Here is a 22,987-nt window from a genome sequence, read left to right on the forward strand (position 1 = left end):
CCCCCGCTAGAATGCCGTTCATCGCTTTTTGTCACCGATCCCTTGCCCGAGCCGCTCACTGTTCATGCCGACATCCACAGCCAGTGGCTCGCGCCCACCACCGACACCCCGCCAGCAGGCCCTGCGCCTCGCGGCCGTGGCCGTGTTGCTGCTGGTCGTGCTGGCCGTGCACTGGCTGCTCCTGCTGCGCTCCTGGGAGCAGCAGCGCCAGCAGGCCGACCGCGAGCTGCACCAGCGCGCCGAGCAGATGGTCGGCGCGCTGACCCGCCAGGTCGATACTCTGGTCGGCAGCCTCGACTACATGGCCGCCGGCCTGGCCAGCGCCTGGAGCGAACAGCGCCCGCGCTTCGACCGCGCCACCCGCGAGGTCGAGCAGAGCCTGCCGCCCGGCGCGCTGCTGCAGATCGCCATCGCCGACACCCGCGGCCAGGTGATCTACAGCAGCCTGGGCGCCTCGGCCGGCCAGCTGTCGATCGCCGACCGCGAGCACTTCCAGGTCCACCTGCGCAATGCCCGTCCGCAACTGTTCATCAGCCAGCCGCTGCTCGGCCGGCTGTCCGGGCGCTGGTCGATCCAGTTTTCCCGGCCGATCCTGCGCGAGGGTCGCTTCGACGGCGTGATCGTGCTGTCGATCTCCCCCGAATACCTCGCCGAAAACCTGCGCAGCTTCCTGCCCCAGGACGGCGACGCGATCTCCCTGCTGCGCCAGGACGGCAGCTATCTGACCCGCTCCAGCCGCCTGCCGGACGTGCTGGGCACGCGCCTGCCGCCCTCGCTGGACTTCTACCACGACGAGCAGCGCGCGCGCGGCCACTTCGACGGCGTCGCCCCGGTGGACGGCATGCAGCGCCACTACGTCTGGCAGCGCACCGTCCATCATCCGCTGCTGGTGGTGCTGGGCCTGGACCGCAGCAGCGCCGCGCACGGCATCGACCACACCATCACCGCCAGCTTCGAGCGCAACCTGGCGCTCAGCCTGCTGATCCTGTTCGGCGCCGGTGCCGGCGGCTGGGCGCTGCGGCGCAAGCAGCGTCACCTGCACGGCCTGCGCGAGACCGGCGAGCGCCTGCAGCTGGCCCTGCAGGGCGGTAACCTCAGCCTGTGGGACTGGGATCTGGCCGGCGACCGCCTGACCTTCGACGGCCACTTCGCCCAGACCCTGGGCTATGCACCCGACGAACTGCCGACCCACCCCTCGGTGGTCACCTCGCGGATCCACGCCGACGATCGCGCCGCGCTGCGCGACTGCCTGATCGCCCACCTCAAGGGCGACAGTGGGCACTTCGAGTCCGAACATCGCCTGCAGCACCGCGACGGCCACTGGCTGTGGGTACAGGCGCGCGGCCGGGTGATGCGCCGCGATGCGGACGGCCGCGCGCTGCGCGTGGTCGGCACCCTGCTCGACATCGGCCCGCGCAAGCAGGCCGAGCAGGCCCAGGCCGAACTGCAGGCGCGGCTCGGCAAGCTGGCCGAACAGGTGCCCGGGGTGATCTTCCAGTTCCTCCTGCGCCCGGACGGCAGCGCCTGCTTCCCCTACGCCAGCCCGAGCCTGGTCGACATGCACCAGGTGACGCCGGCCGAGGCGGCCGCTGACGCCGCGCCGATCTTCGCCTCCCTGCACCCCGACGACGTCGAGCGCATCCAGCGCAGCATCCAGCGCTCCGCCGAGGAGCTGAGCCTGTGGAGCGAGCGCTACCGGGTGATCGGCGCCGACGGCCGCGAACGCTGGATGGAAGGCCATTCCAAGCCCGAGCGTCAGGCCGACGGCAGCATCCTCTGGCACGGCCACACCCGCGACGTCACCGAGGAGCAGGCCACCGCCCGCGCCCTGCGCGCCAGCGAGGAGCGCCTGCGCATGACCGTCGCCGCGGTGCGCGACGGCCTCTGGGAATGGGACCTGTACGGCGACCGGCTGTCCTGGGACGCGCGCTGCGCGGAGATCCTCGGCCATGCCGACCTCGCCCATCTGGACAGCCTGCCGGCCCTGCTGACCCACATCCATCCGGCCGACCGCGACCAAGTGCTGCTGCAGATCCAGCAGCAGAGCGCCACCCGCCAGCACTTCAGCGTCGAGTTCCGCCTGCCGGCGGCCGGCGGCGAATGGCTGTGGGTAGCCAGCCGCGGCCGGGTGATGGACTGGCAGGGACGCTGGCCGCGGCGCATGCTCGGCACCCTCTCCGACATCCACGAACGGGTCTCCCAGGACCAGCTGCGTCGCGCCCTGCTGGAACAGAGCGCGGCGGCCATCTTCCTCGCCGCGCCGAACCGCTGCATCCACTACGCCAACGCCCGCGCCCAGGAAATCTTCGGCCAGGGTACCCGCAGCTTCGTCGGCAGCAGCTTCCGCGCCCTGCACCTGGACGATGCCACCTATCAGGCCTTCGGCGCCTATTACCAGGAGCTGCGCAGTTGCGGGCAGCTGCGCCTCGAACATCCGTTGCGCGACGGCCGCGGCCAGGTGCGCTGGTTCGACCTGCACGGCAGCCTGCTCGATCTCGACCAGCCCGAAGGCGACGTGATCTGGACGATGATCGACATCACCGAGCAGCGCCTGGCCACCCAGGCCCTGGCCGCCGAGCGCAGCCGCCTGACGGCGATCGTCGATCACTTCCCCGGCGGCGTGCTGGTGGAGGATCAGGACGGCTGCATCGTCCTCGCCAACCGCAGCCTCAACCAGCTGTTCAACCTGCCCCTGAGCCCCGACGAGCTGGTCGGCGTGGCCCGCGCGCAACTGCCCGAACTCTGCGCCGAGCCGGCGCTGGACTGGCTGGGCGAGCCCTGCGGCATCCTCGAGAGCTGCGAGCTGAGCGGCCCCGACACGCGCATCCTGGAAGTCGACCGCCTACCGATCAGCAGCGCCAGTCGCAGCCTCGGCCACCTCTGGCTGCTGCGCGACATCACCGAGCGCAAGCAGCGCGAGATGCAGCTGGAGGTGCTCGCCGCCACCGACGAGCTGACCGGCCTGCCCAACCGCCGCGCCTTCCTCACCCACCTCGACCAGGCGGTGGCCGACCGCTACGTGGGCTTCAGCGAACCGGGCGTGGTGCTGATGCTGGACATCGACTACTTCAAGAAGATCAACGACACCTACGGGCATGCCGTCGGCGACCAGGTACTGCAGCACATGGCCCATCTGCTGCAGACCTCGCTGCGGCGCGGCGACATCGCCGGGCGCCTGGGCGGCGAGGAGTTCGCCGTGCTGCTGCCCGACACGCCGCTGGAGAACGGCCTGGGCCTGGCCGAGCGCCTGCGCCGCACCCTCGCCGAAAACCCGGCGGCGACCGACGCCGGCGCCCTGAACATCAGCGCCAGCATCGGCGTCAGCCAGCTCGACGACTGCGACAGCCACGGCCTGCTGCGCCGCGCCGACGAGGCGCTGTATGTCGCCAAGCACGCCGGCCGCAACCGGGTGCAGCTGTGGCAGGAGCAGGACGTGACCGCCTGAGCCTGCCGCCCCGGCTCACTCAGTAGACGCGGAATTCCTCGTGGCAGGCCTTGCAGGCCTGCTCCACCCGCGCCACCGGCGCAACCAACTCGCGGGCGCGCAGCGGCGCGACCCGGCTGGCCTCGACCAGCGCCGCGGTGCTGGCCTCCAGATCGCGGGCCAGTTCGCTGAAGCGCTCCTGGCGCTGCCAGACATCGTCGCGGGCCTTGCTGTGCTCCTCGCGCACCGCCGGATAGTGCTGCCAGGGCTGGCGCGACAGCGTGTCGAGCTGCACCGCGCCGGCGGCGAAACGCTGCTCGTCGAACGACAGCCGGCCGCGCAGCATGCCGCCGAGGTCTTCGCTGGTCTTGAGCATCTGCTGGTACAGCGCCTTGCGCTGGCCCAGCGGCGAATTGGGGTCGATGCGCTCGCAGGCGCTCAGGGTCAGGCCACTCAGGGCCAGCAACAACAGGGTTCGGGCAATCATGGCTACTCGGGAGGTCGGCTCGAAAACGCGCGACAGTATCCGCCCATCGCCGGCCCCGGCCAAGCCTGCGCGGCGTAACCGCGCGTGTCGCGCCGACATCACAGCGCTTGGGCAAGGCCGCCGGCGCCGCTATAATCGCCTCCTCCTGCGGCCTCCCGGCCGCACCCGCCTCCCGTCCGAGGGGCGCTGCAGCAGGTTCCGCGCCGGTCCACGCACCGGCTCCTGTCAGGCTCGGACGGGCTGTCGCCACGGCACGCATCCTGCGGCCGTTCTGACTTCAACGGCGCCCATTCGACATCACGAATGGAGATACGCATGAGCGCTGCTTTTGCCGATTACAAGGTTGCCGACATCACCCTGGCCGACTGGGGCCGCAAGGAAATCATCATCGCCGAGTCCGAAATGCCGGCACTGATGGGCCTGCGCGCCAAGTACGCCGCCGAACAGCCGCTGCAAGGCGCGAAGATCCTCGGCTGTATCCACATGACCATCCAGACCGCGGTGCTGATCGAGACCCTGGTGGCCCTCGGCGCCGAAGTGCGCTGGTCCTCCTGCAACATCTTCTCCACACAGGACCAGGCCGCCGCCGCCATCGCCGCCGCCGGCATCCCGGTGTTCGCCTGGAAGGGCGAGACCGAGGAGGAGTACGAGTGGTGCATCGAGCAGACCATCCTCAAGGACGGCCAGCCGTGGGACGCCAACATGGTGCTGGACGACGGCGGCGACCTGACCCAGATCCTCCACGAGCGCTACCCGGCGATGCTGGAGAAGATCCACGGCATCACCGAGGAAACCACCACCGGCGTGCACCGCCTGCTCGACATGCTCAAGGCCGGCACCCTGAAAGTCCCGGCGATCAACGTCAACGACGCGGTGACCAAGAGCAAGAACGACAACAAGTACGGCTGCCGTCACAGCCTCAACGACGCCATCAAGCGCGGTACCGACCACCTGCTCTCCGGCAAGCAGGCACTGGTGATCGGCTACGGCGACGTGGGCAAGGGCTCGGCGCAGTCGCTGCGCCAGGAAGGCATGATCGTCAAGGTCAGCGAAGTCGACCCGATCTGCGCCATGCAGGCGTGCATGGACGGCTTCGAGCTGGTCTCCCCGTACCTGAACGGCGAGAACGACGGCAGCGAGGCCTGCATCGACAAGGCCCTGCTGGGCAAGATCGACCTGATCGTCACCACCACCGGCAACGTCAACGTCTGCGACGCCGGCATGCTCAAGGCGCTGAAGAAGCGCGCCGTGGTGTGCAACATCGGCCACTTCGACAACGAGATCGACACCGCCTTCATGCGCGCCCACTGGGCCTGGGAAGAGGTCAAGCCGCAGGTGCACAAGATCCACCGCACCGGCAAGGACAGCTTCGATCCGCACAACGACGACTACCTGATCCTGCTCTCCGAAGGTCGTCTGGTGAACCTCGGCAACGCTACCGGCCACCCGAGCCGGATCATGGACGGCTCCTTCGCCAACCAGGTGCTGGCGCAGATCCACCTGTACGGCGCGCGTTTCGCCGACCTGCCGGCCAGCGAGAAGGCCGCGCGGATCAGCGTCGAACTGCTGCCCAAGAAGCTCGACGAGGAAGTGGCGCTGGAGATGGTCAAGGGCTTCGGTGGCGTGGTCACCCGCCTGACCGCCAAGCAGGCCGAGTACATCGGCGTCGCCGTCGACGGTCCGTTCAAGCCGGAAACCTACCGCTACTGATCCTGCCGGGAGGGAGCGACCGCGCCGCGGTCGCCCCATCCCTGACGGCGCCGGCCGGAACCGGCCGGCGCCGTCGAGCGATCAGTCCTGCAGGGTGGAACACCCGCGCCAGCGGTTTTCCACCACCGGTAGCACACGGTGGAAAAGGCTTGCGGCCATTTCCACCCTACGCCCAAGGAATCCGCAATGTCCCAGGAACGCCGCTACAGCTTCGAGTTCTTCCCGACCAAGACCGACGCCGGGCACGAAAAACTGCTCAACGTGGCCCGCCAGCTGGCCGGCTACAACCCCGATTTCTTCTCCTGCACCTACGGTGCCGGCGGCTCGACCCGTGACCGCACGCTGAATACCGTGCTGCAGCTCGACGGCGAAGTGAAGGTGCCGACCGCGCCGCACCTGTCCTGCGTCGGCGACAGCAAGGCCGAGCTGCGCCAGCTGCTCAATACCTACAAGGATGCCGGCATCCGCCGCATCGTCGCCCTGCGCGGCGACCTGCCCTCGGGCATGGGCATGGCCAGCGGCGAGCTGCGCTACGCCAACGAACTGGTCGAGTTCATCCGCGACGAGACCGGCGCGCACTTCCACATCGAGGTCGCCGCCTATCCGGAAGTCCACCCGCAGGCGCGCAGTTTCGAGGATGATCTGCACAATTTCGTGCGCAAGGCCCAGGCCGGCGCCGACAGCGCGATCACCCAGTACTTCTTCAGCGCCGACTGCTACTTCTACTTCGTCGAACGCGCGCGCAAACTGGGTGTCGAAATCCCGATCGTTCCGGGTATCATGCCGATCACCAACTACAGCAAGCTGGCGCGCTTCTCCGACGCCTGCGGCGCCGAGATCCCGCGCTGGATCCGCAAGCAGCTGGAAGCCTACGGCGACGATCTCGCCAGCATCCAGGCCTTCGGCGAACAGGTGGTGACCGAGATGTGCGAGCGACTGCTCGACGGCGGCGCCCCCGGCCTGCACTTCTACACCCTGAACCAGGCCGAACCGAGCCTGGCGATCTGGAACAACCTCAAGCTGCCCCGCTGAGGTCGAGCCTTTCGGCTCGCGCGCCCGCCCCGACCTGCACTGCAGGACGCCGGCAGGCGCCGAGACTGCCCGCGCTGTCGCGCGGGCAGCCGCTCGTAACGCTACGGACCTCCGTCCAGACCACCGCCCGGCGCAGGGCGACGGCCGTCGGGCGGGGGCGCAGGCCTGGCCCGCGCCCTGTTCGCAGCCCTGATGATGATGCGCGCGGGATCGAACCTGATCCCCCCCGAGTCGGCGGGTTGCCGACGTGACACAGGAACCCCGCATGTCCTTTACTTCCCTCGGTCTCTCCGAGGCCCTGGCTCGCGCCGTCGAGGCCGCCGGCTACACCCAGCCGACCCCGGTGCAGCAACGCGCCATTCCCGCCGTCCTGCAGGGCCGCGACCTGATGGTCGCCGCGCAGACCGGCACCGGCAAGACCGGCGGCTTCGCCCTGCCGGTGCTCGAACTGCTGTTCCCCGGCGGCCATCCCGACCGCGAGCACCGCCACGGCGCCAAGCAACCCCGCGTGCTGGTGCTGACGCCGACCCGCGAGCTGGCCGCCCAGGTCCACGACAGCTTCAAGCTGTATGCCCGCGACCTGCCGTTCAAGAGCGCCTGCATCTTCGGCGGCGTCGGCATGAACCCGCAGATCCAGGCGCTGGCCAAGGGCGTCGACGTGCTGGTCGCCTGCCCCGGCCGCCTGCTCGACCTGACCAACCAGAAGGCCATCGACCTGTCGCGGGTGGAAATCCTCGTCCTCGACGAAGCCGACCGCATGCTCGACATGGGCTTCATCCACGACGTGAAGAAGGTCCTCGCCAAGCTGCCGGGCAAGCGCCAGAACCTGCTGTTCTCGGCGACCTTCTCCAAGGACATCACCGATCTCGCCGGCAAGCTGCTGCACAACCCCGAACGCATCGAGGTGACTCCGCCGAACACCACGGTGGAGCGCATCGAGCAGCGCATCTTCCGCATCGGCGCCACCCAGAAGCGCGCCCTGCTCGCCCACCTGGTGACCGTCGGCGCCTGGGAGCAGGTGCTGGTGTTCACCCGTACCAAGCACGGCGCCAACCGCCTGGCCGAATACCTGTGCAAGCAGGGCCTGCCGGCCGCCGCGATCCACGGCAACAAGAGCCAGAACGCACGCACCAAGGCGCTGGCCGACTTCAAGGCCAACGAAGTGCGCATCCTGGTGGCCACCGACATCGCCGCCCGCGGCCTGGACATCGACCAGCTGCCCCACGTGGTCAACTACGAGCTGCCCAACGTCGAGGAGGACTACGTCCACCGCATCGGCCGTACCGGCCGGGCCGGGCGCAGCGGCGAGGCGATCTCGCTGGTCGCCCCGGACGAGGACAAGCTGCTCAAGGCCATCGAGCGGCTGACCAAGCAGCGCATCCCCGAAGGCGACATGCAGGGCTTCGACCCCAGCCAGGTGGTCGACAGCGGTCCGGCCGACAGCGACGAGCGTCCGCCGCGCCAGGGTCGCAGCCACGGCCGCAAGGACCTGCCGCAGGAGCGCAAGGAGCGTCCGGCACGCCAGGGCACCGGCCGCGGCGAGAAGAGCGAGAAAGCCGCCAAGACTGACAAGCCGGCCAGCACCGACAAGGGCCAGGCCCGTCCGCCGCGCGGCGAGCGCCCGGCCCGCGGCACCGCCAAGCCGGCCGGCGAGGCTGGCGAGGCGCGCCAGCGCCGTGACGGCGGCGGCCAAGGCCGCAACGAGCGCCGCAGCAGCAAGCCGGCGGCGATCCAGCTGGCCCCCGGCGAGCTGCCGCTGCCGACCCGCCCGGATCGCGATCCGGAAGCCTTCCTCGACGACGAATACGACAACTTCGGCAACAGCGTCGAGTACGTCAGCCCCTACCAGGGCAAGAAGTCGGGCCGTGGCCAGGGCCAAGGCCAAAGCGGCGCCGCTCGCCGCCCGGCCGGCAGCGCTCCCGCCGCCGCCAAGCCACGCGCACCCGGTGCGGCCAAGCCGGCCGGCAAGTCAGGCGGCAAGGGCCCGCGCCGCAACCCGCACAGCCTGATGAGCGATGCGCCGCTGCGCGAGCCGGGCAGCGCCCGCCCGCCGCGCGACACCCAGCCGCTGATCGTCCACAAGCCGTCGCGCACCGAGCGCCTGCCGACCGCCGAGCAGCTGGAAGAGCTCGAACGCCGTCCGCGCGGCGAGAAGCCGGCGCTGCTGACCCGTCCCAGCAAGTAATCGCCGGTCCCGGCCGCCGTCGCTCGGCGGCGGCCGGCCGGGCGCGCAACGCGCTCAGCGCAGCGGCGGCGGGAAGAACAGCCCGCCGTCGCGCCACAGCCGGTTGTAGCCGCGCTGCAGGCGCAGGGCACTGCCCTGCCCCAGGTTGCGCTCGAAGATGTCGGCATAGTTGCCGACCTGCACCACGACCCGCCGCGCCCACTGCGCATCCAGCCCGAGCGCCGCCCCGGCGTCCGGCACGTGCCCGGCCAGGGCCAGCACCTCGGCGCTCGCACCGCTGTCCAGCCCGTCGACGCTGGCCGCGTTCAGGCCATGCAGCTCGGCAATCTGGGTGGCGTTGATCACCCAGCGCACCACCGCGAACCAGTGCTCGTCGCCGGCCGCCACATAGGGGCCGAGCGGCTCGCGCGACAACGTCTCGTCGAGCATGCGCCAGCGCGCCGGATCGCTGATGCGCGTGGCACGCAGCGCCGCCAGCTCCGAATGGTCGCCGCTGACCAGCTCGCAGTCGCGGCGGATGAAGCGGTTCAGGCGTTCCTCGGAGCTCTCGGCAAGCACCGCGCGCAGCTCAAGGCCCCGGCTGCGCGACAGGTCGGCGAGATTGGCCGCGGTGGTCGTGCCGTCCTGCACGCAGACCCGCAGGCCGCGCGCCTGTTGCAGGCTGCGCAGCGGGCTGTCGGCCCAGACCATCAGCGCCTGGCCGTCGAGAAAGGTCGGTGCGACGAAGCGCACGCCCATTCCCAGATCGCGCCCGTAGGTCCAGGTGGCCATGCCGAAGGCGACGTCGACCTCGCCGCGCACCAGCGCCCGGAACTTGTTGGCGGTATTGATCCGCTCGATTTCCACCGCCTCGCCGTCGCCCAGCACCGCCGCGGCCAGTGCCCGGCAGAAATCCACATCGAAACCCACCGGCCGGCCACTGGCGTCGACGCCGCCGAAGCCGGGCGTGCCGTCCACCGCACAGCGCACCGCGCCGTGCGCGCGCACCCGCTCCAGCACATCGACCGCGGCCGGCGCCAGCGCCGGCCACAGCAGCACGCCGGCGACGACCAGCCGCCATCCCCACCTATGTCGCATCCCGCCCCCCTGCACGCCCGTCATGGCGCTGTGCTAGCCTCTTTTGCAGTCAAAACAAGGTAGCACGCATTCCCGGCCAGGCCCGCAGTGCCGCGAACCGCGTTCGGAGATCCCTCATGCGCGACTCGGCACCCCCGCTGCGCGGCAGCGTCAGAGTACGCCTGCGGCGCTTCTCGCAACTGATGGGCGCCGTCGTCGCGCTGACCATCGCCGCCCTGCTGGCCTGTCACCTGTGGCTGCAGCGCAGCGCGGTGGCGCTGGAGGAAGACCTGCTGCCGCACTGGAAGATGGCCCAGCAGCTGTACAGCGACGCGCGCGCCCTCAGCGCCCAGGCGACGCGCCTGCCACTGGCGCTGAGCGAGGGCGAACTGGATACCGTGCGCGCCCGGGTGGCCAGCCAGATGCAGCTGCTGGAAGAGGATCTGGCCCGCCTGGAGGCGCACACCGGGCTCACCGGCGACAGTGCCGCCCTGGCCCTGAGCATCGCCAAGCTGCAGGACGCCATCGCCCGCGCCAGCAGCGCCGCCAGCCAGCGCGTCGCCCTCGGCTGGGGAGCGGCGCTGAGCCTGGAAGTCAGCCACGAGGTCAACGCCCTGCGCCGCATCGAGCGCGATCTGGCGCGTCTGGTCGACGAGCAGACGGTGGTGCTCAGCAGCTACGCCAGCGCCCTGGCCACCGACAGCGAGCGTCTGCTCGACAGCCAGCGCAGCGCCTTCGCCCTGCAGCGCTGGCTGCAGACCCTGCTGATCCTGTTCGCCGGCCTGAGCATTGGCCTGCTGCTGATGGCCCAGTCGCGCCTGCTCGAACGCCGCCTGCTGCGGCGCATCGACCAGTTGCGCCAGACCATGGCCAGCGGCAGCGTCGACGAGCGCCTGCTGCACGCCGACGGGCGCGACGACGAGCTGGATGCCATGCAGGTCGAGCTGGCGCGCCTGCTCAACCGCCTGACCGAGCAGAACCAGGCCCTCGAACAGCTGGCCGCCACCGACACCCTGACCCGCCTGGCCAACCGCCGCGCCCTGCACGAGCGGCTCGCCCTGGAGGTGATGCGCCAGCAGCGCTATGCCCAGCCGCTGTCGCTGCTGGCCATCGACATCGACCACTTCAAGCAGGTCAACGACACCTGGGGACACGCCGCCGGCGACCGCGTGCTGCAGGATCTGGCGCAGATCCTCTGCAGCGGCGCCCGCCAGTCCGACCTGGTGGCCCGCTATGGCGGCGAGGAGTTCATCGTGGTGCTACCCGGCAGCCCGCGCGAGGGCGCAGAGGCGATGGCCGAGCACCTGCGCGCACGGGTCGTCGCGCAGCGCTTCAGCCTGCCCGGCGGCGCGACGGTGCCGGTCAGCATCAGCATCGGCAGCGCCACCCTCGCCGCCGGGGAAAGCGCCGACAGCCTGCTGGCCCGCGCCGACGCGGCGCTGTACCGCGCCAAGCACCTGGGCCGCAACCGGGTCTGCCTGGCGCCGGAGCCGTCCGCGCCCGAGGCCGCGCCGCCGCCGGAGGCGCCCGCCGCCTGCTGAGCCGCCGGCAGCAACGAAAACGCCGCCCCGAAGGGCGGCGTTTTCGTTGCTGCAAAGGCCTCGCCGTTACTGGCGCACGCCTTCCACGGAGATGATCAGCTCGACTTCCTGGGCGGCCGGACCGAGATCCTTCTGGATGTCGAAGTCCTTGAGCTTGAGCCTGGTGCTGCCCTCGAAACCGGCACGGTAGCCGCCCCAGGGATCCTGGCCCTCGCCGATGAACCGGGCGGCAATCACCACCGGCTTGGTCACGCCGTTCAGGGTCAGATCGCCGGTGATGTCGGCCGTGCCTTCGCCGGTGGACTTCACGCTGGTGGAGGCGAAGGTGGCGGTCGGGTGCTTGGCGACGTTGAGGAAGTCGGCGCTGCGCAGGTGCTTGTCGCGCTCGGCATGGTTGGAGTCGACGCTGGCGGTCTTCAGCTCGACCTTGACGGCGCTCGCCTCGGGCTTGGCGGCGTCGAAGCTGAAGCTGCCGTCGAAGTCCTTGAAGGTGCCGTACAGCCAGCTGTAGCCGAGGTGGCTGATCTTGAAGTTGACGAAGGCGTGCTGGCCTTCCTTGTCGATCTTGTAGTCGGCGGCCATGGCCTGGGCGCCACACAGCAGGGTACCGAGGCTCAGGGCCAGCAGGGATTTTTTCAGCATGGAGTCACTCCGGGTGCAGTCGGGGGATGGGATTCAGGCGTCGCGGCCCAGCATGCGCTTGAGGGTCGCGTCGCGGTCGATGAAATGGTGCTTGAGGGCAGCGGCGCCATGCAGCGCGGCCAGGCCGATCAGTGCCCAAGCCAGCCAGTAGTGCACGGCGCCGGCGATGTCTTCCTGGCCGGGCAAGCCGCTGAACAGCGCCGGCACCTCGAACCAGCCGAACACGCCGATCGGTCGGCCATCGGCGGTGGAGATCAGGTAGCCGGAGAGCATCAGGACGAACAGCCCGGCATACAGCAGGCCGTGAGCCAGCGCGGCGCCGCGGCGGGTCGCCGCGCTGTAGCTGTCGAGGGCCGGCGGCGGCGGGCTGATCGCACGCCAGAGCAGGCGCAGCAGCATGGCGGCGAACAGCAGGATGCCGACGCCCTTGTGGATATCCGGGGCGGTGCGGTACCAGGAGCTGTAGTAGTCGAGGCCGACCATCCACAGCCCCAGCCCGAACAGGGCGAAGACCGCCAGGGCCACGCCCCAGTGCAGAAGGATGCTGACCAGGCCGTAGCGGCGGGCCGAATTGCGCCATTGCATGAGAAGGATTCCGGTTAAAAGACCTGCGAACAAGCCTATCAACAAAGCCATCGATATAAAGCGCAATTTATGCGTCAAAAGAATTCAAAATATCGATGACTTTGCCGCACTGCGATCCCCGGCGGAGGCGCCCGCGACCGGATCGCGGCTACACTGTGCGCCCGTCCGTCACCGTCGAGGAACTCCGTCGATGAGCCACAACCAAGCCTGGATGGAGCGCGATCTCGCCGTGCTCTGGCACCCCTGCACGCAGATGAAGGATCACGAGCAGCTGCCGCTGATCCCGATCCGCTCCGGCTCCGGCGTATGGCTGGAGGACTTCGACGGCAAGCGCTACCTGGACGCGGTCGGTTCCTGGTGGGTCAACGTGTTCGGCCATGCCAATCCGCGCATCAACGCGCGCATCCGCGCCCAGCTCGACAGCCTCGAACACGTGATGCTCGCCGGCTTCAGCCATCAGCCGGTGATCGAGCTGTCCGAACGCCTGGTGGCGCTCACCCCGCCGGGCCTGTCCCGGGTGTTCTACGCCGACAACGGCTCCTCGGGCATCGAGGTGGCGCTGAAGATGAGCTTCCACTACTGGCGCAACGCCGGTCGCGGCGGCAAGCAGCGCTTCGTCACCCTGACCAACAGCTACCACGGCGAAACCATGGCGGCCATGTCGGTGGGCGACGTGGCGCTGTTCACCGACACCTACAAGCCGCTGCTGCTGGATACCTTCAAGGTCCCGAGCCCGGACTGCTACCTGCGCCCGGAAGGGGTGAGCTGGGAGGACCACTCGCGGGCGATGTTCGCCCACATGGAGCACACCCTCGCCGAGCATCACGGCGAGATCGCCGCGGTGATCGTCGAGCCGCTGATCCAGGGCGCCGGCGGCATGCGCATGTACCACCCGGTGTACCTGACCCTGCTGCGCGAGGCCTGCGACCGCTACGGCGTACACCTGATCGCCGACGAGATCGCCGTCGGCTTCGGCCGCACCGGCACACTGTTCGCCTGCGAACAGGCCGGCATCACGCCGGATTTCCTGATCCTCTCCAAGGCGCTGACCGGCGGCTACCTGCCGATGGCCGCGGTGCTGACCACCGACGACGTCTACCAAGCCTTCTACGACGACTACGCGACGCTCAAGGCCTTCCTCCACTCGCACACCTACACCGGCAACCCGCTGGCCTGCGCCGCCGCCCTGGCGACCCTGGACATCTTCCGCGACGACGCGGTGATCGAGCGCAACAAGGGGCTGGCCGAGCACATGGGCCGCGCCTGCGCCCACCTGGCCGACCATCCGCATGTCGCCGAGGTGCGCCAGACCGGCATGGCGCTGGCCATCGAGATGGTCGCCGACAAGGCCGACAAGACGCCCTATCCCTGGCAGGAGCGCCGCGGCCTGGCGGTCTATCAGCATGCCCTGGCGCGCGGTGCCCTGCTGCGCCCGCTGGGCAGCGTGGTCTACCTGCTGCCGCCCTACGTGATCAGCCCCGAGCAGATCGACTTCCTCGCCGAGGTGGCCAGCGAGGGCATCGACATCGCCACCCGCGAGGCGGTCAGCGTGAGCGTGGCGGCCGGCGGCCCGGCGACCTTCCACGATCCGGGCTGACCCGCTCGCGCGGCGCCGCCAGGACAAGGCGCGGCTGCCCATGGGAGGCATCCCCGCCGCGCTGTCGCGCCGGCCGGGCGCGACCCGACGCAACGCGTCGCCAGCAGCGTGGTGCGGCCCTTGCAGGGCCGCACCACGCTGCAAGCGGCGGACGGAAACCGGTAAGCTAGCCGCCCCGTCCTCGTCTGCCGCCATCCGCCATGCGCCTATCCCGCTTCTTCATCGACGCCCCCCTGTCCCTCGGTAGCCACGACCTGCCCGAGGCCCAGGCCCACTACATCGGCCGCGTGCTGCGCCATGCCGCCGGCGACGCGGTGCAGCTGTTCGACGGCAGCGGCCAGGAGTTCGTCGGCGAACTGCTCGAGGTGGGCAAGAAGAACGTGCGGGTGGAGCTGCGCGAGCAGTTCGCCGGTCTCGCCGAATCGCCGCTGCGCATCCACCTCGGCCAGGGCCTGTCGCGCGGCGAGCGCATGGACTGGGCGATCCAGAAGGCCACCGAGCTGGGCGTGGCGGAAATCACCCCGATCGTCAGCGAACGCTGCGAGGTACGCCTCAAGGACGAGCGCGCCGACAAGCGCCTGGCCCACTGGCGGCAGATCGCCGTCAGCGCCTGCGAGCAGTGCGGCCGCTCGGTGCTGCCGGTCATCCATCCGCCGCTGCCCCTCGCCGACTGGCTGGCGCAGACCGCCGCCGACCTGCGCCTGGTGCTGCACCCGGTCGCCGAGCCGCTGAGCGGCCATGCCAGGCCGACCTCGCTGGCCTTTCTGATCGGCCCGGAGGGCGGCCTGGCGGATGCGGAAGTACGGCAGGCCCAGGCGGCCGGCTATCGGGCGGCGCGCCTCGGCCCGCGGGTGCTGCGTACCGAGACCGCACCGGTGGTGGCGCTCGCCGTGGCGCAGCAGCTGTGGGGCGATTTCTGAGCCGCCGGGCTCAGCAGTCGACGGCCTGACCGACGCCGCGCCGCGGCAGGCTCCGCTGGTCCGCTGGGAACGCCGGCGGCGCGGCCTCCGTCCAGAGCCCGGTATCCAGCAGCAGCCGCTCCAGCGCCGGCAGGTCGGGAATCCGCGCCGACTCGCCGGCCAGCGTCACCGCCTCCAGCTCCAGCGCGGCGCAGACTTCGCCGCTGGCCGCCAGGTCGGACTCGACCTTGCAGGGCCGCGGCAGGCCCTGCAGCGCCAGGGCAAGGAAATCCAGCCCCCCGTGCCCGCCGAGGGCGTGCAGCACCGCGATGCGCCGCAGCGCCGGCGGCGCGCCGCCCGTCGCCGCCGCCTCGAACGACAGCAGCGGCACCCTCCGCTCGCGCCAGCGAACTGCGCCCAGATACCAGGCAGGCGCCGCCGCCCCGCCCGGCTCGACCGGCAGGAGATTGACCAGTTCGGCCAGCGCCACGCTGGGCAGCAACAGGGTACGCCCGAGCAACGGCAACAGCAGGGCGTTGAGCGCCGGCTGCGCCGGGACGTCCGGGCGGCTCACCGCACACCTCCGGCCAGCGCGTCCGCCGCGCATTCGGCCAGCTGCGCCACCAGGGCCTCGGCCAGCTCGCGCGGCGAGCCGCTGCGCGTGCTGTGACCGGCCTCGCGCAGGCTGTCCGGCAGGCCGCTACAGACGCAGCTGGCGGCGGACTGGGTCCAGATCTGCCCGCCCTGGCGGCGCAGATAGGCCGCCGCCGCGCTGCCGTCGCTGCCCATGCCGCTGAAGGCGATCACCCCGCAGCGACCGGCAAAGCGCTGGGCCAGGTTGAGCATCATCTGGTCGATGGAGGGGCTGTAGGGTTCGGGCCAGGAGCCCGCCGTCAGGCGCATGCGGCCGTCCTCGGCAAACCCCAGCTCGCAGCCGACCGGCGCCACCACCACCTCGCCGCAACGCAGCCAGTCGCCATCGCGCGGCGCGCCGACCGTCCACTGGCTGTGGCGGCCGACGGCCTGCGGCAGCTGCGTCTCGAAGGCCGCGTCGATGTGCTGGGCATAGACGAAGGCCAGCGGCAAGCCGGCCGGCAACGCATCGAGGAAGGCCTTGACCGCCGGCGGCCCGCCCAGCGAGGCGGCCAGCAGCCAGACCTGCTGCGCCGGCACGCCCGTGGCCGCCGGCAGCGTCGCCGGCAGCGGCAGCACCGCCGCGGCGGGCAACTGCGCACCGACCCCGGCCAGTGTCGGGCCGACCGGCGCGGCCGGATCGCCCAGCAGGCGCTTGAGCTTGCCGAGCAGGCGGCGCTCCCAGCGCAGGTACTGCTCGCTGCCGGGCGGCGGCGCCTGGTCCTCGCCGAACAGCAGGGGCACGCAGGCCTGCTCGAGCAGGTGCTCGACCAGCGGCGCCTCGTCGGGGCTGGCCAGGTCGACCAGCCACAGGTCGGCCGCGCAGGCCTCCAGGCGCTGCTCGTCCAACTGCTCCGGCGCCGCACAGAGCACCACCTGGTAGCCATTGAGCAGAAGGGCTTGCTGCAACGCCTGGCGCTGCGTCAGGGTATCGGCGATGACCGCGACGCGGCCGCTGAAAGACTCGTTCATGGGATATCGACCAGCTGCTGGATGTGCGCCAGGAGATCGCTCTCCTGGAAGGGTTTGCCAAGGTAGTGGTTGACGCCGATGGCCTCGGCGCGCTCGCGGTGCTTGGTGCCGGTGCGCGAGGTGATCATGATGATCGGCAGGTCGCGCAGGCGGGCATCGTGGCGCACCTGGCTGGCCACCTCGAAGCCATCCATGCGCGGCATCTCGATGTCCAGCAGCATCACGTCGGGCAGCACGTCCTGCAGCTGAGCCAGCGCGTCGACGCCGTCCTTGGCGGTCAGCACCTGCATGCCGTGGCGCTCCAGCAAGCGCGCGCTGACCTTGCGCACGGTGACCGAGTCGTCCACCACCATCACCAGCGGCGCCCGCTGGCCAGCGACGGCCGCGTCGGCCTGGGCGCACTGCAGCAACGGCTCCGGCTGCGCCTGGCGGGCGCGCAGCAGGGCGGCCACGTCGAGGATCACCACCACCCGGCCATCGCCGAGGATGGTCGCACCGCCCAGTCCCGGCACCGCGGCGAACTGGCTGCCCAGGCTCTTGACCACCACCTCCCGCGAGCCGGCCAGGGCGTCCACCTGCACCGCGCTGGGCTGCTCGCCACCGCGCAGCAGCACCACCGGCAGGGGACTGCCTGTCAGCGGAGCGGCGAACGCGGAGAGCGCCGTCCGCCCGGAGTCCAGCAACTCGCCCAGCCGGCAGATGCGGTAGCTGCGCCCGGCATACTCCAGCGTCGGCGCCTCGTCCCGGTTCGCACGCGCCAGCTGCTCCGGCGCCACGCGGACGATGCCCTCCACCGCACTGAGCGGCAGCGCATAGAGGTCGTCGCCGCACTCCACCATCAGCGCACGGTTGACCGACACGGTGAACGGCAGGCGGATCGCGAAGCGCGTTCCCTGCCCCGCCTGCGAGTCGATCTCGATCGCGCCGCCCAACTGGCGCACCGCGGAGGCCACCACGTCGAGGCCGACCCCGCGCCCGGAAATCTGCGTCACCGCACGGGCCGTGGAGAACCCGGCGGCAAGGATGAACTGCAGCGCTTCGTGATCGGGCAACGTCTGCCCGGCGTCCAGCAGCCCGCGCTCGATGGCCTTGCGGCGCACCGCGGCGACATCCACGCCGCCGCCGTCGTCGGCCAGGCTCAGGCAGATGTCGCTGCCCTCGCGCGCCAGGCTCAGGCGGATCGTGCCCTGTGCCGGCTTGCCGGCCGCCGCGCGCACCGCGGCCGTCTCGATGCCGTGATCGATGGCGTTGCGCAGCATGTGCTCCAGCGGCGCCTGCATGCCTTCCAGCACACGGCGATCCATCTCGCCCTCGGCATTGCTCACCTCCAGCTCGACCTGCTTGCCCAACTCGGCCGCCACCTGCCGCACGATGCGGCGCAGGCGCGGTACCAGCCGCTCGAAGGGCACCATGCGGGTACGCATCAGGCCCTCCTGCAACTCGGTGTTGACCCGCGCCTGCTGCAGCAGCAGGGTTTCGGCGTCGCGGTTGCGCGCGGCGAGGGTTTCCTTGAGGTCGAGCAGGTCGGAGGCCGACTCGAACAGCGCCCGCGACAGCTGCTGCAGCTGCGAATAGCGGTCCATTTCCAGCGGGTCGAACTCCTCGTAGCCGGCCCGTTCGCCCTCGCTCTGGTGGCGGGAGAGGATCTGCGCCTGGGTCTCGGTATCCAGGCGGCGCAACTGGTCGCGCACCCGCTCGATGGTGGCCTCCATCTCGCCCAGCGTGCCGCGCATGTCGCTCACCTGCTGCTCGACACGACCGCGGAAGATCGAGGTTTCGCCGGCCAGGTTGACCAGCCGCTCGAGCAGCTCGGCGGACACCTTGGCCTGCTCCTGGCCGCCGCGCCGCGGGTTGTCGCGCGGGGCGGCGGCGCGCTTGAGGAACGGCAGCTCGATCAGCGCCTCCTCGTCCAGCAGCTGCTCGGCCGTCTCGGCGACGACCGGCTCCGCGCTCGCCAGCGGCTCCGGATGAGCCTCGCGCGGCGCCTCGGCCGCCGGCTCGACCACGGTGGGCACAGCTGCCGGCGCGCTCGGCGGCAGACCCCGACACCGGCGGATCGCCTCCAGCTGCGCCCGGCCATCGGGCAAGGGCGCGTCCTCGCGCAGGGCCTCAAGCATGCGCAGCAGGCTGTCGTGGCAGGCATGCAGCACCTCGCTCAGCGCGGCATCGGCCTGCAGGCGGCCGTGCCCCAGCGCCTCGTAAAGGAACTCCAGCTCATGGGCCAGATCGCCGATCTCGCCCACCTCGGCCATCCGCGCCCCGCCCTTGAGGGTGTGCAGGTCGCGCTGCAGGGCCGCCAGCGGCGCCATCTGCGCGGGGTCCTGCAGCCAGCAGCGCAGCGCCTCGCCCGCCGACTCGATGATGTCGAAGCCCTCGTCGAGGAAGATCTCCAGCAGCTCGACATCGCGCTCGATCCTGGCCGGCGCCGCGGCGGGCGCTGCAGGCGGCGACGGCGGGCTCGCCACCGGCTCGACAGCCGCCGGAGACGCCTCGGCAGTCACCGGCTGCGGCCGCTCGCCGCCCTGGCGCAAGGCGCGCAACGCCCCCAGCAGGGCATCCGGGGCGGACTGCGGCTGGCCCTCGCGCAGGGCGTCGACCAGACCGACCAGACGTCCATGCCCCTCGCGCAGCAGCGTCAGACACGCCGCGTCCTCTTCCAGGCGACCGTCGGCAAGTCCCTCGTAGACGGCCTCCAGCTCATGGGCCAGATCGCCGATCTCCCGCACGCCCGACATCCGCGCGCCGCCGGTGAGGGTGTGCAGATCCTGCTGCAGGGCCGCCAGCACGAAGCCGGCCGGCGGTTCCTGCTCCCAGCGCTGCAGCACGTCGCCGACACTGTCGAGGATGTCGGTCGCCTCTTCGAGGAAGATGGCCAGCATTTCCCCATCGAGCGCGCCAGCGGGCAGCGCACCCGGACGCCGCTGGATGCCGGGCTCATGCAGCTCGCCGGGCGCTGCCGGCAACGCCGCCCGCGGGTCGCCGTCGTCCATCGCGGACAGCACGCCCTCCCCGGCCGCCGGCACGTCGCGCAGCGCCTGCAGGCACTCCGGGCGTGCCTCGACTTCGAGTCCGGCCGCCAGTTGATCGAGCATGCCGACCAGCGCCTCGTGCCCCATCGCCAGCGCTGCGAAGTGCGGCGCCGCCAGCGGCGCGGCACAGGCGGCCGCCTCGCGGTGGCAGTCCAGCAGGGCGTCGGCCAGCTCGACCAGCGCGCCCAGGTCGCGGCCGGCTGCCTGCCCGCGCAGCACTTCGAGCGCCGTCTGCAGCGCCTGCTGCTCGGCGGGCGGCAACGGTGCCTCGCGCCAGCGCAGCAGCAGCACCTCGGCATCGAGCAGCAGTCCTGCCGCCTCGCCCAGCAAGGGCGGCGTTCCGTCAGCATCGCCGGCGTCGCCGCGCTCGCCACCGAAGGCGGCCAGATGGCTGGCGTGCAACTGCTGCGCCCGCGCCAGCAGCAGGCTGCCGCCGGGCAGGTCGGTCAGCGGGCGGTACTCCAGCTCCGCCAGCCCGGCGTGCAGGGCTTCGCCGGCATCGCGCAGCAGGGCCACCGCCGGCGGCGCCAGCGGTACCCGATGGCTCTTGAAGTCCTTGGCCAGCCGTTCGAGGGGCGCCGCCAGCTCGGCGATCGGTTGTGCGCCGGCTACGCAGGCGCTGCCGCGCAGGGTATGCAGCGCCCGCTGCAGTTCGTCGGTCACCGCATGGGGCTGGCCGTCGTCGCAGCCGGCGAGGAAATCGTCGAGCGTCGCCAGGTGGGCCTCGGCCTCGCCGCGGAAGATTTCCAGCAACTGCGAGTCGCCCTCGGCGGCCGACGCTGCGGAGGGCTCTACCGGCGCGGGCGGCTCCGCCCGATCCGGCGCCAGGGCAAGAGACTCGCCGGGCGCAGGCTCGGCGACGGCAGGCGGCAACGGCTGCAGGAGCGCTGCGGGCAGCGCGCGGCCCTCGGCCAGCGCCTGGGCGCGGGCGGCCAGGCGGTCGACGTCGTCGCGCTGGCGCTGGGCGCCGGCGGCGTATTCGTCGACCAGCGCCGGCAGCACGGCGAGCACCTCGCCCACCAGCGCCTGCAGCGACGCATCGCCAGCCACACTGCGCTCGATGACCCGGTTGAGCAGGTTCTCCACCGCCCAGGCCAACTCACCCAGCACCAGCGCCCGCACCATGCGGCCGCTGCCCTTGAGGGTGTGGAAGGCGCGGCGCAGCTCGCGCACCGCCTCGGTGTCGGCAGGGGCGGCCTGCCAGCGCGGCAGCAGCGCGGCAATCTCGTCGAGCACCTCGCCGGCTTCCTCGATGAAGACTTCGCGCAGTTCCTCGTCGAGGGGCGCCTCGTCGGCGGGCGGCGGCAGAATCGTCACGATGCCCGGCGCGAGCGGTCCGGTGACGGCCAGCGGCGCCTCGGAGACAGGCCCGGTGTCGGTGTCGGTGTCGGTGTCGGTGTCGGTGTCGGTGTCGACAGGCTCGCCCGCCGGAGGCGCCGGAGCATGCTCCTCGTCCGCCGGAACCCCGGCTGTCGCAGCCGGAGCGGCCGGCATCGCGCCGGCGACACGGGCCGGCGACGGAGCACACGGCGGGTAGCCGAGTCCGGCCAGGCTGTCCTCGGCCACGTCGAGCAGCGCCTCGCCCTGGCTGGCGCCTTCGGCGAGGCGCTCCAGGTAATACTCGACGCTGGTCAGGGCATCGGCCAACGCATCCAGCTGCGGCCAGCTCGGCACCCGCTGTTCGGCCAGCACCTGCTCGCCGACGTAACGGGCGCAGGCGTCGAGCAGCGCCGCGGCACGCGGCAGCGCCAGCATTTCCAGGGCGCCGCGCACCTGGCCGAGCAGCGTCGGCACGCTCTCCAGCGCGCGATGGCTCCAGTGCGAAGCGATGAACTCGATGATCGCGTCCTTGGTCTGCTCCAGCCCGCTGCGCGCCTCGCGCAGGACCAGACGCTGCACCTGGCGTACATCGGTGGTCGGCAGCAGGCTGTCCTCGCTGGCGGCGGTGTCGCTGCTGCCGACCATGCCCGACAGGCTGGCCTCGACGAACAGCAGGGCGCCGGCAACATCCATCAGCGCGGCATCGTCCGGCGGCATCGGCGCGGCGGCCAGACGCGCCAGGCTGTCCAGCTGCTCGGCCAGCACCTTGCGCTGCTGTTCGAAGCCGAGCAGCAACAGGGTGTCGACCATCTGCTTGAGCGGTGCCTGCAGCGCCTGCAGCTCGCCGGCCTGGCGGCGGTCGCCGCGCACGAACAGGTCGAGGCGCTCCTTGAGGCGCACCAGCTCCTCGCGCAGGGCGCCCACCAGCGCCTCCAGCGTGCCGCGGTCGAGACCGCCCAGCTCGGCCGGCGTACTCGAGGCCTCCTCATCCAGCCGATAGTGTGCTTTGAGCGCGGCCAGGCGCGGCGTTGCGCCCGCGCTCCCGGCAACCGGCTGCAGCAGCGCGTCGAGCAGCTCGCCGCTCGGCGCCCGATTGAGCGCCGGCAGGCCCTCTTCGAGCAGGCGCTTGAACTCGCGGTCGACCTCGCGCAGCAGCGCGTAGAGCGCCGGGCTGGACTCGATGCTGCCGGCGCGCAGGCCCTCGACCAGCCCCGCCGCCAGCGACCAGAGCAAGCCGAGCGGCGCCTCGCCGCACAGCTCCTCGAGACGGGCGAAGACCTTGTCCAGCCGCTCCAGCTGGGCCGGCACCTCCTGGCCGCGCATCAGCCCGACCAGCGCCAGTTGCAGCATCTGCCGCAGCTTGCGCAGCAACGCCGGCAGCCCCGCCTGCTCCAGCGCCGCCAGGGCCTCGGCCGGCAGGGCAGCCCGAGGCACCGACAGGTCGACGCTGAACAGCGGCGCCGCGGGAGCCACGCCGCGGATCTGGCGCAGCGCGTTGCGCAGCGGCAGCAGCAGTTGCGGCAGGTCGCACTGGACCTGCTGCACCCGCTCCAGATAGCCGGGCAGCTGCAGGATCGCCTGCATCAGGAGCTGCAGGGCCTCGTCGCCCACGGCGAGCTGCCCGTCCACCAGCGCACGCAGCACCAGCTCCATGTCCTCGGCCAGGCGTACCGCCCCCTGGCACTCGACCATCCGCAGCGTGCCATGCACCTGATGCACATGGTTCAGGCAGAAGCGCAGACCGGTCACGTCCTCCGGCTGCTCGACGAACCCTTCCAGCGCCTGGCGCGCCTGGTCCAGGGTCGCAGCGATCTCGCCGCGCACCCACTCCAGGGCGACGTAGTCGTGCCGCTCACCCATAGCCTCTCCACACAT

13 protein-coding genes, 1 pseudogene and 1 riboswitch are annotated in these 22,987 nt (G+C 71.3%); of the genes and pseudogenes, 7 read left to right on the top strand and 7 right to left on the bottom strand.

From position 1 onward, the window contains the following. The first annotated feature begins 64 nt into the window (after positions 1–64). Complete coding sequence (locus tag BLU22_RS04010; protein ID WP_090212308.1) at positions 65–3,445, top strand: PAS domain-containing protein; 3,381 nt, start codon at positions 65–67, stop codon at positions 3,443–3,445. A gap of 19 nt (positions 3,446–3,464) precedes the next feature. Here the strand turns inward: BLU22_RS04010 and BLU22_RS04015 are convergent, their stop codons facing one another. Then, entirely contained in the window at positions 3,465–3,911 is a 447-nt protein-coding gene (locus BLU22_RS04015; protein WP_090212310.1) for a c-type cytochrome, read from the bottom strand. Positions 3,912–4,083: 172 nt separating this feature from the next. Continuing rightward, a riboswitch (S-adenosyl-L-homocysteine riboswitch) is annotated at positions 4,084–4,207 on the top strand. 7 nt (positions 4,208–4,214) lie between these two features. Between BLU22_RS04015 and ahcY the strand changes: the two genes are divergently transcribed. From ahcY to BLU22_RS04030, 3 genes are all read left to right on the top strand, one after another. Beyond that, the gene (ahcY, locus tag BLU22_RS04020; protein ID WP_090212311.1) at positions 4,215–5,621 is read left to right on the top strand and encodes an adenosylhomocysteinase; all 1,407 of its coding nucleotides are present in this window, start codon (positions 4,215–4,217) and stop codon (positions 5,619–5,621) included. A gap of 186 nt (positions 5,622–5,807) precedes the next feature. After that, on the top strand, positions 5,808–6,653 hold the full coding sequence (gene metF / locus BLU22_RS04025) for a methylenetetrahydrofolate reductase [NAD(P)H] (protein ID WP_090212313.1): 846 nt from the start codon (positions 5,808–5,810) through the stop codon (positions 6,651–6,653). A gap of 265 nt (positions 6,654–6,918) precedes the next feature. Continuing rightward, positions 6,919–8,838, top strand: a complete 1,920-nt coding sequence (locus BLU22_RS04030) for a DEAD/DEAH box helicase (RefSeq protein WP_090212315.1) — start codon at positions 6,919–6,921, stop codon at positions 8,836–8,838. Positions 8,839–8,892: 54 nt separating this feature from the next. Here the strand turns inward: BLU22_RS04030 and BLU22_RS04035 are convergent, their stop codons facing one another. Then, positions 8,893–9,915: an amino acid ABC transporter substrate-binding protein gene (locus tag BLU22_RS04035; protein ID WP_157718969.1), complete on the bottom strand. Its 1,023-nt coding sequence runs from the start codon at positions 9,913–9,915 to the stop codon at positions 8,893–8,895. Positions 9,916–10,031: 116 nt separating this feature from the next. On the opposite strand from BLU22_RS04035, the gene BLU22_RS04040 reads away from it, so the two are divergent. Next, the gene (locus BLU22_RS04040) at positions 10,032–11,435 is read left to right on the top strand and encodes a GGDEF domain-containing protein (RefSeq protein ID WP_090212318.1); all 1,404 of its coding nucleotides are present in this window, start codon (positions 10,032–10,034) and stop codon (positions 11,433–11,435) included. A gap of 66 nt (positions 11,436–11,501) precedes the next feature. Here BLU22_RS04040 and BLU22_RS04045 read toward each other — a convergent pair whose 3' ends face one another. Beyond that, positions 11,502–12,077 (bottom strand): YceI family protein, encoded by a 576-nt coding sequence (locus BLU22_RS04045; protein WP_090212319.1) that lies wholly within the window; start codon positions 12,075–12,077, stop codon positions 11,502–11,504. Between the two features lie 33 nt (positions 12,078–12,110). After that, a complete protein-coding gene (locus BLU22_RS04050; protein WP_090212321.1) occupies positions 12,111–12,662 on the bottom strand; it encodes a cytochrome b in 552 nt (183 codons plus the stop codon). A gap of 190 nt (positions 12,663–12,852) precedes the next feature. Between BLU22_RS04050 and BLU22_RS04055 the strand changes: the two genes are divergently transcribed. Beyond that, entirely contained in the window at positions 12,853–14,259 is a 1,407-nt protein-coding gene (locus BLU22_RS04055; RefSeq protein ID WP_090212322.1) for an adenosylmethionine--8-amino-7-oxononanoate transaminase, read from the top strand. 200 nt (positions 14,260–14,459) lie between these two features. After that, on the top strand, positions 14,460–15,179 hold the full coding sequence (locus tag BLU22_RS04060; RefSeq protein WP_090212324.1) for a 16S rRNA (uracil(1498)-N(3))-methyltransferase: 720 nt from the start codon (positions 14,460–14,462) through the stop codon (positions 15,177–15,179). A gap of 10 nt (positions 15,180–15,189) precedes the next feature. Here BLU22_RS04060 and BLU22_RS04065 read toward each other — a convergent pair whose 3' ends face one another. From BLU22_RS04065 to BLU22_RS04075, 3 genes and pseudogenes are all read right to left on the bottom strand, one after another. Beyond that, positions 15,190–15,732: a chemotaxis protein CheW gene (locus BLU22_RS04065; RefSeq protein ID WP_231975273.1), complete on the bottom strand. Its 543-nt coding sequence runs from the start codon at positions 15,730–15,732 to the stop codon at positions 15,190–15,192. Then, positions 15,729–16,763, bottom strand: coding sequence for a chemotaxis protein CheB (locus BLU22_RS04070; protein ID WP_090216249.1), 1,035 nt, complete (start codon positions 16,761–16,763; stop codon positions 15,729–15,731). Before BLU22_RS04070 ends, BLU22_RS04065 begins: the two co-directional genes overlap by 4 nt. Further along, positions 16,759–22,972 (bottom strand): annotated as a pseudogene (locus tag BLU22_RS04075) (Hpt domain-containing protein); the annotation flags it as partial. The pseudogene BLU22_RS04075 and the gene BLU22_RS04070, both read right to left, overlap by 5 nt. Positions 22,973–22,987 lie beyond the last annotated feature (15 nt).

Origin of the sequence: Pseudomonas guangdongensis, from assembly GCF_900105885.1 — a bacterium.
In the GTDB taxonomy this organism is placed as follows: domain Bacteria; phylum Pseudomonadota; class Gammaproteobacteria; order Pseudomonadales; family Pseudomonadaceae; genus Geopseudomonas; species Geopseudomonas guangdongensis.